Origin of the sequence: Rhodococcus sp. B10 (assembly GCF_011770055.1) — a bacterium.
Classification (GTDB): domain Bacteria; phylum Actinomycetota; class Actinomycetes; order Mycobacteriales; family Mycobacteriaceae; genus Rhodococcoides; species Rhodococcoides kyotonensis_B.
In genome coordinates, this window is record NZ_JAAFYV010000006.1 from 88,967 (window position 1) to 102,285 (window position 13,319).

General features: G+C 67.2%; 12 protein-coding genes. 7 read left to right on the plus strand and 5 right to left on the minus strand.

Going from position 1 to position 13,319, the window contains the following annotated elements; all coding sequences use genetic code 11:
* Positions 1-42 precede the first annotated feature (42 nt).
* Positions 43-879, minus strand: a complete 837-nt coding sequence (thiM, locus tag RhoFasB10_RS06065; RefSeq protein ID WP_167675583.1) for a hydroxyethylthiazole kinase — start codon at positions 877-879, stop codon at positions 43-45.
* Positions 880-960: 81 nt separating this feature from the next.
* On the opposite strand from thiM, the gene RhoFasB10_RS06070 reads away from it, so the two are divergent.
* Entirely contained in the window at positions 961-2,073 is a 1,113-nt protein-coding gene (locus RhoFasB10_RS06070; RefSeq protein WP_206030573.1) for a pyridoxal phosphate-dependent aminotransferase, read from the plus strand.
* Here RhoFasB10_RS06070 and RhoFasB10_RS06075 read toward each other — a convergent pair.
* The gene (locus RhoFasB10_RS06075) at positions 2,070-3,074 is read right to left on the minus strand and encodes a GntG family PLP-dependent aldolase (RefSeq protein WP_167675587.1); all 1,005 of its coding nucleotides are present in this window, start codon (positions 3,072-3,074) and stop codon (positions 2,070-2,072) included. The two genes, RhoFasB10_RS06070 and RhoFasB10_RS06075, sit on opposite strands and share 4 nt — an antisense overlap.
* 76 nt (positions 3,075-3,150) lie before the next feature.
* On the opposite strand from RhoFasB10_RS06075, the gene RhoFasB10_RS06080 reads away from it, so the two are divergent.
* Positions 3,151-3,786, plus strand: coding sequence for a TetR family transcriptional regulator C-terminal domain-containing protein (locus tag RhoFasB10_RS06080; RefSeq protein WP_167675589.1), 636 nt, complete (start codon positions 3,151-3,153; stop codon positions 3,784-3,786).
* A 35-nt stretch (positions 3,787-3,821) separates the two neighbouring features.
* Positions 3,822-5,240, plus strand: coding sequence for an adenylosuccinate lyase (gene purB, locus RhoFasB10_RS06085; RefSeq protein ID WP_068425012.1), 1,419 nt, complete (start codon positions 3,822-3,824; stop codon positions 5,238-5,240).
* Between the two features lie 19 nt (positions 5,241-5,259).
* On the opposite strand, the gene RhoFasB10_RS06090 is transcribed toward purB, so the two are convergent.
* Entirely contained in the window at positions 5,260-6,054 is a 795-nt protein-coding gene (locus tag RhoFasB10_RS06090) for an HAD-IIA family hydrolase (RefSeq protein ID WP_068425009.1), read from the minus strand.
* A gap of 50 nt (positions 6,055-6,104) precedes the next feature.
* Between RhoFasB10_RS06090 and RhoFasB10_RS06095 the strand changes: the two genes are divergently transcribed.
* Positions 6,105-6,524, plus strand: a complete 420-nt coding sequence (locus tag RhoFasB10_RS06095) for an HIT family protein (RefSeq protein WP_068425006.1) — start codon at positions 6,105-6,107, stop codon at positions 6,522-6,524.
* A 3-nt stretch (positions 6,525-6,527) separates the two neighbouring features.
* Here RhoFasB10_RS06095 and RhoFasB10_RS06100 read toward each other — a convergent pair whose 3' ends face one another.
* A complete protein-coding gene (locus tag RhoFasB10_RS06100) occupies positions 6,528-7,289 on the minus strand; it encodes an SDR family oxidoreductase (RefSeq protein ID WP_167675591.1) in 762 nt (253 codons plus the stop codon).
* Positions 7,286-8,422 (minus strand): isochorismate synthase, encoded by a 1,137-nt coding sequence (locus RhoFasB10_RS06105; RefSeq protein WP_167675593.1) that lies wholly within the window; start codon positions 8,420-8,422, stop codon positions 7,286-7,288. Before RhoFasB10_RS06105 ends, RhoFasB10_RS06100 begins: the two co-directional genes overlap by 4 nt.
* Before the next feature lie 115 nt (positions 8,423-8,537).
* Between RhoFasB10_RS06105 and RhoFasB10_RS06110 the strand changes: the two genes are divergently transcribed.
* From RhoFasB10_RS06110 to RhoFasB10_RS06120, 3 genes are read left to right on the plus strand one after another with little or no spacing between them, the layout of a single operon-like run.
* Positions 8,538-9,833 carry a SidA/IucD/PvdA family monooxygenase gene (locus tag RhoFasB10_RS06110; RefSeq protein WP_167675595.1) on the plus strand — a complete coding sequence of 432 codons (1,296 nt, stop codon included), beginning with the start codon at positions 8,538-8,540 and terminating at the stop codon, positions 9,831-9,833.
* Positions 9,833-11,542 carry an ABC transporter ATP-binding protein gene (locus tag RhoFasB10_RS06115; protein WP_167675597.1) on the plus strand — a complete coding sequence of 570 codons (1,710 nt, stop codon included), beginning with the start codon at positions 9,833-9,835 and terminating at the stop codon, positions 11,540-11,542. Before RhoFasB10_RS06110 ends, RhoFasB10_RS06115 begins: the two co-directional genes overlap by 1 nt.
* Positions 11,539-13,305, plus strand: a complete 1,767-nt coding sequence (locus RhoFasB10_RS06120) for an ABC transporter ATP-binding protein (RefSeq protein WP_167675599.1) — start codon at positions 11,539-11,541, stop codon at positions 13,303-13,305. Before RhoFasB10_RS06115 ends, RhoFasB10_RS06120 begins: the two co-directional genes overlap by 4 nt.
* Positions 13,306-13,319: the final 14 nt, after the last annotated feature.

A 13,319-nucleotide genomic window follows, 5' to 3' on the forward strand; every position in this document is an offset into this window, starting at 1 on the left:
GGCGACACACGATCGCACGACGAATGCCGCGAACACGGCCCGTCAGGCACGACCTGTGGATAACGAGAACGGCTCGACGAGAGCGCGTCGGCGCAGGTCGTCGGGGGTGACTGCGGCCAACGCGTCGAGGTAGGCCACCGCGAACGACCCCGGTCCGGACGCGTTCTCCGCAGCGATGTCCGACGCGACGGCGACGTGTGCGTGTGCCGACGTGATGCCGATCAACGGTGTGGGAGCGATCGCCAGATAGGCGGCGACGAGAGCGGCCAGTGAGCATCCCGTCGCAGTGACCTTGGTGAGGAGAGGGCTGCCGCCGCCGACCCGTACCCCGACCGGGCCTGAATCTCCGCGTCCGACGATGTAGTCCACGGAACCGGACGCCGATACGACCTGAGCGAACTCCAACAGAGCAACGGCCGCGGGGACGGCCGCGTCGGAGCCGGACGAACTGTCCACTCCGCGGCCCGAATTGCCCTGTCCGGCAAGCGCGATGATCTCGGACGCATTGCCGCGAACGGCGGTCGGGTGTTTCGTCAGCAGGTGCGCGGCCAACTCGGTGCGCCACGGCAGACCTCCGACGCCGACGGGATCGAGCACCCAGGGCGTCCCCGCTGCGGAGGCCCCGTCCGCGGCCAGGTCGAACGCGGCAGCGGTGCCGTCGTCGGGAGTGCCGAGGTTGATCAGAACGCCGCTCGCGATCGCGGCGAAACCCGCTGCCTCGTGGACGTTGTCGATGTGTGCGTTGCTGGCGCCTGCCGCGAGCAGGACGTTGGTGACGAAGTTCGCGGACACCACGTTGGTCAGCGACTGCACCAGGGGCGTCGCCGCTCGCAGGGCGTCGAGAGCATCGGCGACATCGTCTGCAGTGGGTTCCGGCATCGGTCCAGTCTTCCACGACGGTTAGCCTCGGTAGTCGTGGTCACCGAGTCGAACAGATCCAAGATCGAACCGTTTCACGTGATGGACGTGTTCAAAGCCGCTGCGATCAGGACGCGCACACACGGCGACGTGCTGTCGCTCGCCGCGGGACAGCCGTCGACGTCCGCGCCTGCTCCGGTGCTGCGAGCGACTCGCGAGGCACTCGACGCGCACCTGCTCGGCTACACGGAAACCCTCGGGATCTTGCCGCTGCGCGAGGCGATCGCGTCGTATCACGCGAACGAGGCGGGTATCGCTGTCGATCCGGACGACGTCGTCGTCACCACCGGTTCGTCGGGTGCGTTCACGTTGCTGTTCCTCGCTGCGTTCGACATCGGCGACACCGTGGTCATGGCCCGGCCGGGCTACCCGGCGTATCGAAACACGTTGACGGCGTTGGGCTGTCGCGTCGTCGAGCTCGAGTGCGGACCCGAGTCGAGGTTCCAGCCGACCGTCGCCATGCTCGACGCGTTGCCCGAAGCGCCGAAGGGCCTGATCATCGCGAGTCCGGCGAATCCGACCGGCACGATCATCGACGTCGACGAGTTCGCCGCCATCGCGCGATGGTGCGAGGACCGCGGCACGCTGTTGATCTCCGACGAGATCTATCACGGCATCTCGTACGGCGACGTGACGACGTCGAGTGCGTGGCAGTTCTCCCGTGAGGCAGTGGTCATCGGCTCGGTGTCGAAGTACTTCTCGATGACGGGCTGGCGCCTCGGCTGGATGCTGCTGCCGTCGCATCTGCTGCGATCCGTCGAGCGGTTGGCGTCGAACATGACCGTCTGCCCGCCCGCGATCTCCCAGGTAGCGGCCGTCGCGGCGTTCACCGACGAGTCCCGCGTCGAACTCGACGGCCACGTGCAGCGGTATGCCGCCAACCGAAAGATTCTGCTCGACGGTCTCGCGCAGCTCGGCGTCACCGATCTGGCACCCGCCGACGGCGCGTTCTATGCGTACGCCGACGTCGGGCACCTGACGCAGGATTCGCGGGCCTGGTGTGCCGACGTTCTCGCGCGAACGGGCGTCGCGATCGCGCCCGGCGTCGACTTCGACACCGTGCTCGGGCACCGCACGATCCGTTTCTCGTTCGCGGGTGCGACCGCGGACATCGAGGAAGCGCTGACGCGCCTCGGTCCGGTGATGACGGGCTAGAGACGTTCCAGGGCTTCCTTCACGTCGGCCTCGGACACGTCGCGGTGCGTCACGAACCGCACCTTGCCCGCGACGGTCACCGCGGCGATGCCCGACGCGGCCAGCTCGGCGACCGTCGCGAGTGGATCCGGAACGGTCGCAAGGACGATGTTGGTCTGGGGTTCGGCGACGTCCCAACCACGGTCGCGGAGGCCGTCGGCGAGGAGCGTGGCGTTGGCGTGGTCCTGCGCCAGCGAGTCGATGTTGTCCAGGGCGAGCAGGCCCGCTGCGGCCAGAATTCCACCCTGACGGACGCCGCCGCCGAGCATCTTGCGGATGCGCCTGGCCTCGGTGATGCGGGCCGCGTCGGACACGAGCACCGATCCGACGGGTGCTCCGAGACCCTTGCTCAGACACACCGACACGGTGTCGGCGCCGCGCGTCAACAGGCCCGGTTCCACGCCGAGAGCGGCCGCCGCATTCCAGACGCGGGCGCCGTCGAGATGCACCAGAAGTCCGGAATCGCGTGCGGCAGCGAGCAATTCGTTCCATTCCTGCGCGTCGAACACGGCGCCGCCCGCGAAATTGTGCGTGTTCTCGAGACACAGCAGCGTCGTGTTCAGCGTGAAGTACGGGCCCGGCCCACCCGCTGCGGCACGGACGGCGGCAGCCGACGGCCGACCGGGGCCGCCGTCGTGGGGGAGCGGACGCGGCATGCCGAGCGCGAGCCACGCCGCGGTGCCCAGTTCGGAGCCGAGCACGTGCGCGTGATCGGGTGCGAGGAACGCGTCGCCGCGGCTGAGGTGGAGCATCAACGCGATGACATTGGACAGCGATCCGCTCGGCACCCACAGGGCGGCCTCGTAGCCGAGCATCGACGCGACGCGCTCCTCCAGCGCGGCCATCGTGGGGTCGTGGTCGAGGACGTCGTCACCCACTTCGGCGTCGGCCATGGCGGCGCGCATGGCGGCATCGGGGCGGGTGACGGTGTCCGAACGGAGGTCGATGGTCGCGTGGTGCATGGCCTTCACGATTCCATACACGCAAATGCGTCGTTTTCGGTCGAACGCACCACCGCGGACTGGCACGATGACTCGAATGTCCGTTGGCCCAGCCGGAACGCCACACAAGGTGTCGGGTGCCACCCCCAAGGGGGTTCGCCGTCGACATGCTCTGTCGTGCGCCGCGGCCGATCTTCTCGTCGAAGGCGGGTTCGACGCCGTGCGTCACCGGGCGGTCGCGACGCGGGCCGGGCTGCCGTTGGCGTCGACGACGTACTACTTCGAATCGCTCGACGACCTGATCGCGTGTGCCGTCGAGGTGCTCGGACATCGCGAATTGGAGATCATGCGGGGACGCGTCGACGGCATGGGCACATTGCACACCGATCTGGTGTCGACGGTCGAGCTGATCGTCGACCTGCTCATCGGTCCCGACGACGGTGTCGGTGAGGGACGCGAACGGCTGATCGCCCGCTACGAGAGGTTCGTCGCGTCGGCGCGGCATCCGGAACTGCGTGAAGTGCAGCTGCGGTTGCGGGCACAGATCGACGACCTGCTGACGGACGTGCTCCGCCGCGCCGGACGAACCGTTCACGAACAGCAGCTGCGACGCATCGTCGCGGTCGTCGACGGTGCCGTCGTCGGCGCATTGGGCGAAGTCGATCCGGAACCACGCGCGATGGCGCGCAGTATGTTGCTCGAGGTCATCGACGTGGTCGCGCCTGCGGGGTAGGGGCTTCGGTCGTGCCTTCAGTAGACTGAGACCCCGTGACCATTCCGAATGTCCTCGCCACCCGTTACGCCAGCCCCGAATTGGTGGCCCTCTGGTCTCCGGAACACAAGATCGTCCTCGAACGACAGCTGTGGATCGCGGTCCTCAAGGCACAGTCGTCACTCGGTGTCGACGTGCCGTCCGCTGCCATCGCCGACTACGAGCGCGTCGTCGACCAGGTCGACCTGGACTCCATCGCCGCCCGTGAACGCGTCACGCGTCACGACGTCAAGGCGCGCATCGAGGAATTCAACGCACTCGCGGGCCACGAGCACATCCACAAGGGTCTGACGAGCCGCGACCTCACCGAGAACGTCGAGCAGCTGCAGATCCTGCGTTCACTCGAACACGTGCACTCGCACGGTATCGCCGTCGCCGCTCGCCTCGCCGAGCGCGCGGCCGAGTATTCGTCCGTCGTCATGGCGGGCCGCAGCCACAACGTCGCAGCCCAGGCCACGACGCTCGGAAAGCGTTTCGCGTCCGCCGCCGACGAACTGCTCATCGCGCTGACGCGTCTGCAGGAGCTCATCTCGCGCTACCCGCTCCGCGGCATCAAGGGCCCGATGGGAACCAGCCAGGACATGCTCGACCTGTTCGGCGGGGACGCGTCGAAGTTGACGGCCCTCGAACGTCTCGTCGCCGACCACCTCGGCTTCCGGCACGTGCTCACCAGTGTCGGTCAGGTCTACCCGCGTTCACTCGATCACGACGTGCTGTCCGCGCTGGTGCAGGTCGGTGCCGGACCGTCGTCGTTCGCGCACACCGTCCGCCTGATGGCGGGCCACGAACTCGTCACCGAAGGCTTTCAGCCGGGCCAGGTCGGGTCGTCGGCGATGCCGCACAAGATGAACACCCGCTCGTGCGAGCGCGTCAACGGTCTGCAGGTCGTGCTGCGGGGTTACGCGTCGATGGCCGCCGAGCTCGCCGGTGCGCAGTGGAACGAGGGCGACGTCTTCTGCTCGGTCGTCCGTCGCGTCGCGCTGCCCGATGCGTTCTTCGCCATCGACGGCATGATCGAGACGTTCCTGACCGTGCTCGCCGAGTTCGGTGCGTATCCGGCCGTCATCGCCAAGGAGCTCGAGCGGTACCTGCCGTTCCTCGCGACGACGAAGGTGCTGATGGCGTCGGTGCGCGCGGGCGTCGGTCGCGAGACCGCGCACGAGGCCATCAAGGAACATGCCGTCGCCGTCGCACTCGCGATGCGTGAGGAGGGCAAGGAGCCGGATCTGCTCGACCGTCTCGCCGCCGACGACCGCATCCCGCTGGATCGCGCAGCGCTCGACGAGGCGCTCCAGGACAAGTCGGCGTTCGTCGGATCCGCCGAGACCCAGGTCGCAGCTGTCGTCGCGGAGGTCGAGAACCTCCTGCATCAGTTCCCGGCCGGCGCCAAGTACACGCCCTCGCCGATCCTTTAGTGCGGCACGCACGGGTGCGTCAGCGCAGCAGATCCGGCAGGTCGGCCACCGAATCGATGACGTGGGACGGCTGGAGCCCGAACTCCTCCTTCTCACGTCGGTCGAGGACGTCCTGCCGAAACTTCCCGGTGCGCACAAGCACACCCGTCATGCCGACGACCTGGGCAGCGAGCACGTCGTTGTCCAGGTCGTCGCCGACCATGACGACGTCGACCGGATCGACACCCATGCGTTCGGCTGCGGTCTGAAAGCCAAGCGGCGCAGGCTTTCCGACGGCCTTCGCCTTGTGTCCCGACGCCTGTTCCATACCGGCCAGGTACATCCCGGTGTCGATGCGCAGGCCGTCGCCCGTCGTCCACATCAGGCTCCGGTGCATCGCGACGACGGGAATGCCGCGGCACAGCCAGTCGTAGACGCGGCTGAGGCGTTCGTGGGTGAATTCGGGTCCCGCGCCGCCGACCACGACGACGTCCGGATCGCCGTCGGATTCGTCGACGAATTCGATGCCCGGCATATCGGAGGTGATGTCGCCGTTGTTCACGACGACCGTGCGGGCGCCCGGGTAGGTTTCGCGCAGATGATCGGCGGTAAGGCTTGCAGCGGTGACGATTTCGTCGGCGTGCACTGCCATGCCGACGTCGGTCAGCGCATCGGCGATCTGGGACCTCGTCTTCGACGTGGTGTTGGTCAGGAATGCGCGCGCAATGTCCTTGCTGCTCAGGTACTCCAGCGTCTCCGCGGCGCCCGGCACGGGTTTCCACGACGTGACCAGCACGCCGTCGATGTCGAACAGAACACCACCGATCATTCCCATGGCAAGACTGTAGTCGCGACGTGCAGCGGACGCAGATTTAAGCTCGTGTCATGAACCCGTACACGATTTTTTCCGAGATCATCGCTGGAACCGCCGAGTCCTCCCGTGTCTTCGAGGACGACATCGCCGTGGCGTTCATGGACATTCGCCCGCTCACGAGCGGTCACGTCCTGGTGGTGCCTCGGCAGCAGGCGCGATCGCTCGCGGAACTGGACCCCGAAGTCGGAGCGCATCTGTTCGTCGTCGGGCAGAAGGTCGCCGCGGCGGTGCGCGCGAGCAATCCGCGCGTCGCCGGAATCAACTTCTTTCTCGCCGACGGCACGGTCGCGGGTCAGGAGATCTTCCACGTCCATCTCCACGTCATCCCGAGAACGTCGGGTGACGGCTTCGGGCTCCGTGCGCGCCCGACGTCCCCGTCCCGCGCCGAGCTCGATCGCACGGCCGCGGAAATAGCTGCTGTGCTCGGCTGAACATCACGCCCGTAGTGTTGCTCCGCCGTCGACGTACAACGACTGCATCGTGATGTGCCGGGCGCGGTCGGACAGCAGGAATTCGACGGAATCGGCGATATCCTCGGGCAAGGCGATGCGGCCCAACGGTATTCCGGCCTTGAAGGTGGCGAGGTCGCCCTCGATGACGGGCCGGGCGTGGGCGTCGTCCTCTGGGTCGGGCCACATCGAACGCTGCATGTCGGTGTCCGTCGAGCCGGGTGCGACGATGTTCGCGCGAATCCCGTACTGCGCCACTTCGAGTCCGAGTATGCGCACGAGCATCGTCGCCGCTGCCTTGGACGATCCGTACGCGCCCATCGACATGCGCGGCACCCCGGCTGCGTTGGAGCCGACGACGACGATGGATCCCGAACGACGCTCCCGCATGCTCCGGCCCGTGTGGCGAACCACGTTGAGCAGACCGAACACGTTGACGTCGTAGGTCTTCTGCCACGCGCCTGGATCGGAGTCCAGGATCGACCCGGTCTCGAGAATGCCTGCGACGTGGGCCAGGCCCGTGAGAGGTCCGATCCGCGCGTCGGCGTCGTCGATCGCGTCGCCGACGGCGTCGGCGTCTCGGATGTCGACGGTGTACGCAGGCGTCGCCTCGTCGAGACAATCTGTCGTCTCCGCCAGCGCGGTGGCGTCGGAATCCATCAACGCCAGCCGATGGCCTGCCCGCGCCAGGGTCGACGCCACAGCACGACCGATTCCTCGTCCCGCTCCCACGACAAGTGTTGTCACAGTGTCACTCCCAGCGCTCCGAGGACGGTGCCGAACTTGACGTTCGTCTCCTGCAGTTCGGTATCGGGATCGGATTCGGCAACGATTCCACCGCCGGCGTAGGCAGTAATTCTGCCTGCGCTGCCGTCGATTTCGGCGCAGCGGATCGCCACCATCCATTCGCCGTCGCCGCGTCCGTCCGACCACCCGACAGCTCCGGCGTAGAAGCCTCGATCGCCTTCGAGTTCGTCGATCGTCGCGTACGCGAGTTCGGTCGGAGTTCCGCACACGGCAGGGGTGGGGTGCAGAGCGACAGCCAGTTCCAACGAGGTCACGCTCGGGTCCTTCAACTCGCCGGATATCGGTGTGCCCAGATGCCACAGCTGCGGCGTCGTCGTCAGACTCGGCGTGTCCGGGATGTCGAGGACGGTGCAGAAAGGCGTCAGCGCGGTCCGGATGGCGTCGACCACGAACGCGTGTTCGCGCCGGTCCTTGGTCGAGCGCGCCAGTGATCTGCCGTGTTCGTCGTCGACGCGGGGGTCGGGGTGGCGCGGAGCGGAACCCGCAAGTGGATGGCACGTCACGACGCGCCCCCGTGTGCGGATCAGCACTTCGGGGCTCGAACCTACGAGCGTCTTGCCGACGTGACCGCCGCCCGCTGCGTCGAGATCGACCAGATATCCGTTACCGCTCGGTGTATTCGACACGAGTGCAGCGAGTACGGTCTCGGGATCGACCGGCCGTTCGGCCCGCAGTGACAGAGTCCGCGCGAGCACGACCTTGTCCAGTGGGTTTCCGTCGCTGCGTAGGACATCGACAGCGGTGCGCACGCGGTCGAGATGCTCGCATTCGCGCAGTTCGTCGACGACGAAGACAGGCAACGGTCGGGGAGCACTCGGCGGGGTCCAACGGTCCGTGGTGAAGCAGATCTTCTCGGGCGATGCCAGCGCGCACGGTGCCCCTGCCGCGAACGGAACCGCGCCCACCACCGTGTCGGCAGCGCCGGAGCGGAGCGCGTCGATCGCGTCGACCGCGTCGGTGAACTGTTGTCGCACACCACTTGCCACCACTGTTCCGTGCGGGCGCGACAGCACGAACCGTCCTGATGTCCGGATTCCGATACGTTCGTCCGCCGTACTCGTCTGGGTGCTCATCGGTGTCCCTCGTCTCGATGGGTGTTGTTCCACGTCGGTTCGAAATAGCCTAAACTGGCCGCCGTCCGATAGGTTAGGCTACGTTAAATTCTTCGACGGAGGACGACTTGTGCTGATGGAGAGCGATCATTCCGAGGTAGTGGACATCCTGGGAGTCGGATTCGGACCCTCTAATCTGGGCCTGGCGATCGCGCTGAAGGAGCACAACTCGGAAGTTCCCGACGAACGCCGACTCAGCGCCAAATTCGTCGAACGCCAACCGGAGTTCCGCTGGCACGCCGGCATGCTGCTGCCCGGCACGACCATGCAGATCTCGTTCCTCAAGGATCTGGCCACGCAGCGCAATGCTCGCAGCGAGTTCACGTTCCTCGAATATCTTTCGCACCGTGGACGATTGACGCACTTCATCAACCTGCAGACCTTCTTTCCGTCGCGTGTCGAGTTCCACGACTATCTGACGTGGGCCGCCGACAAGGTTGCCGCCGACGTCGACTACGCGACGTCGGCGACGGCGATCGCCTGGAACGGCGAACACTTCGAAGCGACGGTCACCGGCGCCGACGGCACGTCGCGAATTCTGCGGGCCCGCAACGTCGTACTCGCGGGCGGGCTCACGCCGAAGTTGCCGGACGGCGTCGAGGCGTCGCGACGTGTGTTCCACAACCACCGTCTGCTGGACCACCTGTCCGCCTTGCCCGAACGTCGACACGGTCGATTCGTCGTCGTCGGCGCGGGTCAGAGTGCAGCCGAAGTCGTGGCTCATCTGCACGACCGTTTCCCCGACACTCACGTGCACGGCGTGATCACCAAGTACGGATACAGCCCGGCCGACGACAGCCCCTACGCGAATCGGGTGTTCGACCCGGAAGCAGTCGACGACTTCTACTCGGCGACACCGCAATTGCGTGCGCAGTTGATGGCCTACCATCGCAGTACCAACTACTCGGCCGTCGACCTGCCGTTGATCGAGGACCTCTACGAACGCGAGTACACCGAGCGTGTGACGGGGACGCGGCGACTGTTCGTGCACGGCGCATCCGAGGTGTCGACGCCGGTCGTCACCGAGGACGGCGTCGACGTGACCGTTCGGCATCGACCGACAGGCCGGGACGAGCATCTGCGGTGCGACGCAGTGGTGTTCGCGACGGGATTCCGCCCGCTCGACCTACGCACGGTGCTCGGCCCGCTCGCGGACGAGTGCAGATTCGCCGACGACGGTACGCCCGAGCTCGAGCGTGACTATCGAGTACGCACTGCCGACCACGTCACCGGAGGTATCTACCTGCAGGGTGGGACCGAACATTCGCATGGTCTGACGTCGTCGTTGCTGTCGAACATCGCCGTGCGGTCCGGAGAGCTGGTCGACTCGCTCAGCTCTCGTGCCCTGCTCGATTCGGTGCTCACCCACTGATGAAACTGCCCGTTTTCTTCGCCGCGCCTGCGACGCCGATCGCGACGACCGACATCGTCGTCACCGAATCGACGACTCCGCGCGCATTGACCTGGCGCACGATGTTCGCCGCCAAGAAGTACACCGTGCCCGCCGGAATTATGCTGATCGTGCACCAGCTGTGTGCCGCGCTCGTGCCGGTGATCATGGGTGTCGCCATCGATCGAGCCATCGCTCCGGGTGACCTCGGACAGCTCGTGCTGTGGGTTGTCGTCCTCGGTATCGTGTACGCGGCTGTGTCGGTGACGTTCCGATTCGGTTCGCGCATCGGCTTTCTCGGCATGAATGCGATTCAGCACCACGTGCGCACCACTATCACCGATCGCATTCTCGACGCCCGCGGCATGAGCGGGGAGACGCGTCAGCCGGGCATGCTGCTGAACATCGCCACGTCCGACGCGCGTCAGCTGGCGAGCGCCGTTGCCATCGTCGTGTACCCGGTCGGCGAGTTCGCTGCCGTCCTCGCGTCCGCCGCGATTCTTCTGTACATCTCGTGGCCGCTGGGTCTCGCGATCCTCGTCGCGACGCCGCTGATGCTGTGGGCGATGGATCGCGCGGGGTCACCGCTTCGCGTGCGCAGCATGCAGGAGCAGCAGGCCGCGGGCGAGGCGGCAGGCACGGCGACCGACCTCGTCGGAGGATTCCGCATCGTCAAGGGGCTCGGCGCCGAACACCGAGCAGGCAACCGGTACCGGGGCGCGAGCGAGCGCGCGCTGGACGGAACGCTGAAGGCCAGCGTCGCACGGGCAGGCTATCTCGGGTCGATGGAAGCCGTCGCAGGCCTGTTCATCGCCGGTGTTGCCGTCGCCGCAGGGCTGATGGCTCTCGGCGGTGCGATGACCGTCGGCCAGCTCATCACCGTCGTCGCTGTCACACAATTCGTCATGGGTCCGCTGCAGGCGTTCGCGTCGAACGCGGGCACCATCTGGGCGCAGGCGGTGGCGTCGGCCGAACGGGTGCTGACCGTCCTGCAGGCGCCTCCCGCGCGTCGCGGCGCCGAAAGACGCGACACAGCAACGGGATTCGACATCCGTCTCGACGGCGTGGTCCTGGACGCCGGGCACACCGTGGATCGGCGAATCGCCGAAGGCGAGTTCGTCGCCGTCGTGGCCGACGCGCGTACCACCGCAGAACTTGCCGACATGCTCGCCGGGCTGACGGTTCCAGCCGACGGCGCAGTCACCGTGGGCGGAATCGACGTCGCAGATCTGCCCGACGCCGACCGCCGTCGAACCCTGCTCGTCGCACCGCACGAGAGCGATCTCTTCGAGGGCACCGTGGCCGAGAACATCGCCTCCGGAGTCGACGGCGACCACGGTTCCGACGCCGTCGCACGTGCCGTCTTCGCAGCGGCGTGCGACGACATCGTCGACGTGCTGCCCGACGGCCTGGACACCCCGGTCGGCGAAGCGGGACGGATGCTGTCCGGGGGACAGCGGCAACGCGTGTCGCTGGCGCGCGCGCTCGCCGCGGACCCCCAGGTACTCGTGCTCCTGGAGCCGACGTCGGCCGTCGACTCCGTCACCGAGGCCGCGGTGGCCGAACGGATCGGTCTCGCACGGACGGGACGTACCACGATCGTGTTCACGTCGTCACCTGCAGTGCTGGCCGCAGCAACGACGGTCGTCGACCTCGGCAGCCGTCGGGAAGCAGTGGAGGTGTCGCGATGACGACCGGTACGAAACGGACGACGCTGCCCATCGCCGACACGGCAGCCGTGGTGGCCGAAGTGCGTCTCGCGCTGGCCGGTCAGGGATCGCGGGCCGCGGTCCTCGTGGTCACGATGACGGTCGGAGCCGCGCTCGGTCTCGTGGCGCCGTGGGCGCTGGGCTCGATGGTCGACACGGTCGTGAACGGGGATGCCGACGGCCGTATCTGGTTGCTGGGATCGGTGATGGTGGCCGCGGCGCTCGGGTTCGCCGCCTTCGGCGCGCTCGGTGTCGTCTTGTCGGCGCGGCTGTTCGAGACGGTGCTGGCCCGGCTACGCGAGAAGATGTTCACCTCCAGCCTGGCTCTGCGGCTCGAGCACGTCGAGGAGGCAGGCAGCGGAGATCTCGTGTCGAGGGCGACCGATGACGTCGACGAGGTGTCGAACGCCATCACGAACGTCGTCCCCGCGCTGTCCACGTCGCTGTTCACGGTGCTGCTCACTGCGGTGGGACTGACGGCGTTGGACTGGCGATTCCTGATCGCCCTGCTGGTGGTCGTGCCGATCTACGCGTTGGCCGTGCGGTGGTATCTGCGCAACGCTCCGGAGATCTACGCAGCCGAGCGGGCAGCGATGGGCGTGCGCGCGCAGCATGTTCTGGGGGCCGTGCAGGGTCTGCGCACGGTGCACGCGTACGACCTGGCGCCGACGCTCGCGCGCCGCGTCGGCCTGCACTCCTGGGAAGTGGTGCGGTGGACGATGCGGGCGCGCATCGTGCAGAACCGCTTCTACGGCCGTCTGAACACCGCCCAGTTCATCGGTATGGCGTCGCTGCTGATCATCGGATTCCACCTCGTCGGAACCGACGCGTTGACGGTCGGCGCGACGACGACGGCCATGCTGTTCTTCCTGCGTCTGTTCGAGCCGATCGAGGACGTGCTGCTCGTCATCGACGAATTGCAGTCCGCCCTGGCGTCTCTCGCACGAATCGTCGGAGTGATCCGGGTCGACGACCCGACTCGCGATCGGAATGCGGCTCTCCCGGAGAGCGGCGTCCTCGCGGCGCGCGGCGTCTCGTTCGGCTACCGTCCGGGCCGAACGGTGGTGCGCGACATCGACATTCGCGTCGAACCAGGCGAGACGATCGCGGTGGTCGGCGCGTCGGGGTCCGGGAAGTCGACGCTGGCGGCGTTGCTCGCGGGCGTGCGGACGCCTGCGACGGGAACGGTGACCTTCGGTTCGGCCGATATCGCGGATGCCCCCGACACCGAACGTGCGACGCGAATCACCCTGATCACCCAGGACGTTCACGTGTTCGCCGGGCCGTTGCGCGACGACCTGGCCCTGGCGGATCCCGATGCCGACGACGCACGGATGACCGCGGCACTGGAGACGGTGTTCGCACGCGAGTGGGTCGACCTGCTGCCCGACGGACTCGACACAGTCGTCGGTGCGGGCGGACATCAGCTCACGCCGCTGCAGTCGCAGCAGTTGGCCCTCGCACGACTCGTCCTCGCCGACCCGCCGGTCGCGATTCTCGACGAGGCCACCGCCGATGCAGGTAGCGCAGGGGCGGGGATTCTCGAACGGGGAGCCGACGCGGCGTTGTCCGGTCGCAGTGCGGTGATCGTGGCGCACCGCCTGGACCAAGCCAGGCGGGCGGACCGAATTCTGTTGATGCACAACGGAACCGTCGTCGAGGTGGGAACTCACGACGATCTGATCCAGCGACGCGGACGCTACAGCGAGCTGTGGGACGCGTGGAGCAGGCACCGAACCGCGTAGCCGCCACACCGCAG

Bases quoted from the DNA above. Each gene is read 5' to 3' on its own strand.
- thiM (WP_167675583.1), bottom strand. From the start codon at position 879: ATGCCGGAACCCACTGCAGACGATGTCGCCGATGCTCTCGACGCCCTG.
- RhoFasB10_RS06070 (WP_206030573.1), top strand. From the start codon at position 961: ATGGACGTGTTCAAAGCCGCTGCGATCAGGACGCGCACACACGGCGAC.
- RhoFasB10_RS06075 (WP_167675587.1), bottom strand. From the start codon at position 3,074: ATGCACCACGCGACCATCGACCTCCGTTCGGACACCGTCACCCGCCCC.
- RhoFasB10_RS06080 (WP_167675589.1), top strand. From the start codon at position 3,151: ATGTCCGTTGGCCCAGCCGGAACGCCACACAAGGTGTCGGGTGCCACC.
- RhoFasB10_RS06090 (WP_068425009.1), bottom strand. From the start codon at position 6,054: ATGGGAATGATCGGTGGTGTTCTGTTCGACATCGACGGCGTGCTGGTC.
- RhoFasB10_RS06095 (WP_068425006.1), top strand. From the start codon at position 6,105: ATGAACCCGTACACGATTTTTTCCGAGATCATCGCTGGAACCGCCGAG.
- RhoFasB10_RS06105 (WP_167675593.1), bottom strand. From the start codon at position 8,422: ATGAGCACCCAGACGAGTACGGCGGACGAACGTATCGGAATCCGGACA.
- RhoFasB10_RS06110 (WP_167675595.1), top strand. From the start codon at position 8,538: ATGGAGAGCGATCATTCCGAGGTAGTGGACATCCTGGGAGTCGGATTC.
- RhoFasB10_RS06115 (WP_167675597.1), top strand. From the start codon at position 9,833: ATGAAACTGCCCGTTTTCTTCGCCGCGCCTGCGACGCCGATCGCGACG.
- RhoFasB10_RS06120 (WP_167675599.1), top strand. From the start codon at position 11,539: ATGACGACCGGTACGAAACGGACGACGCTGCCCATCGCCGACACGGCA.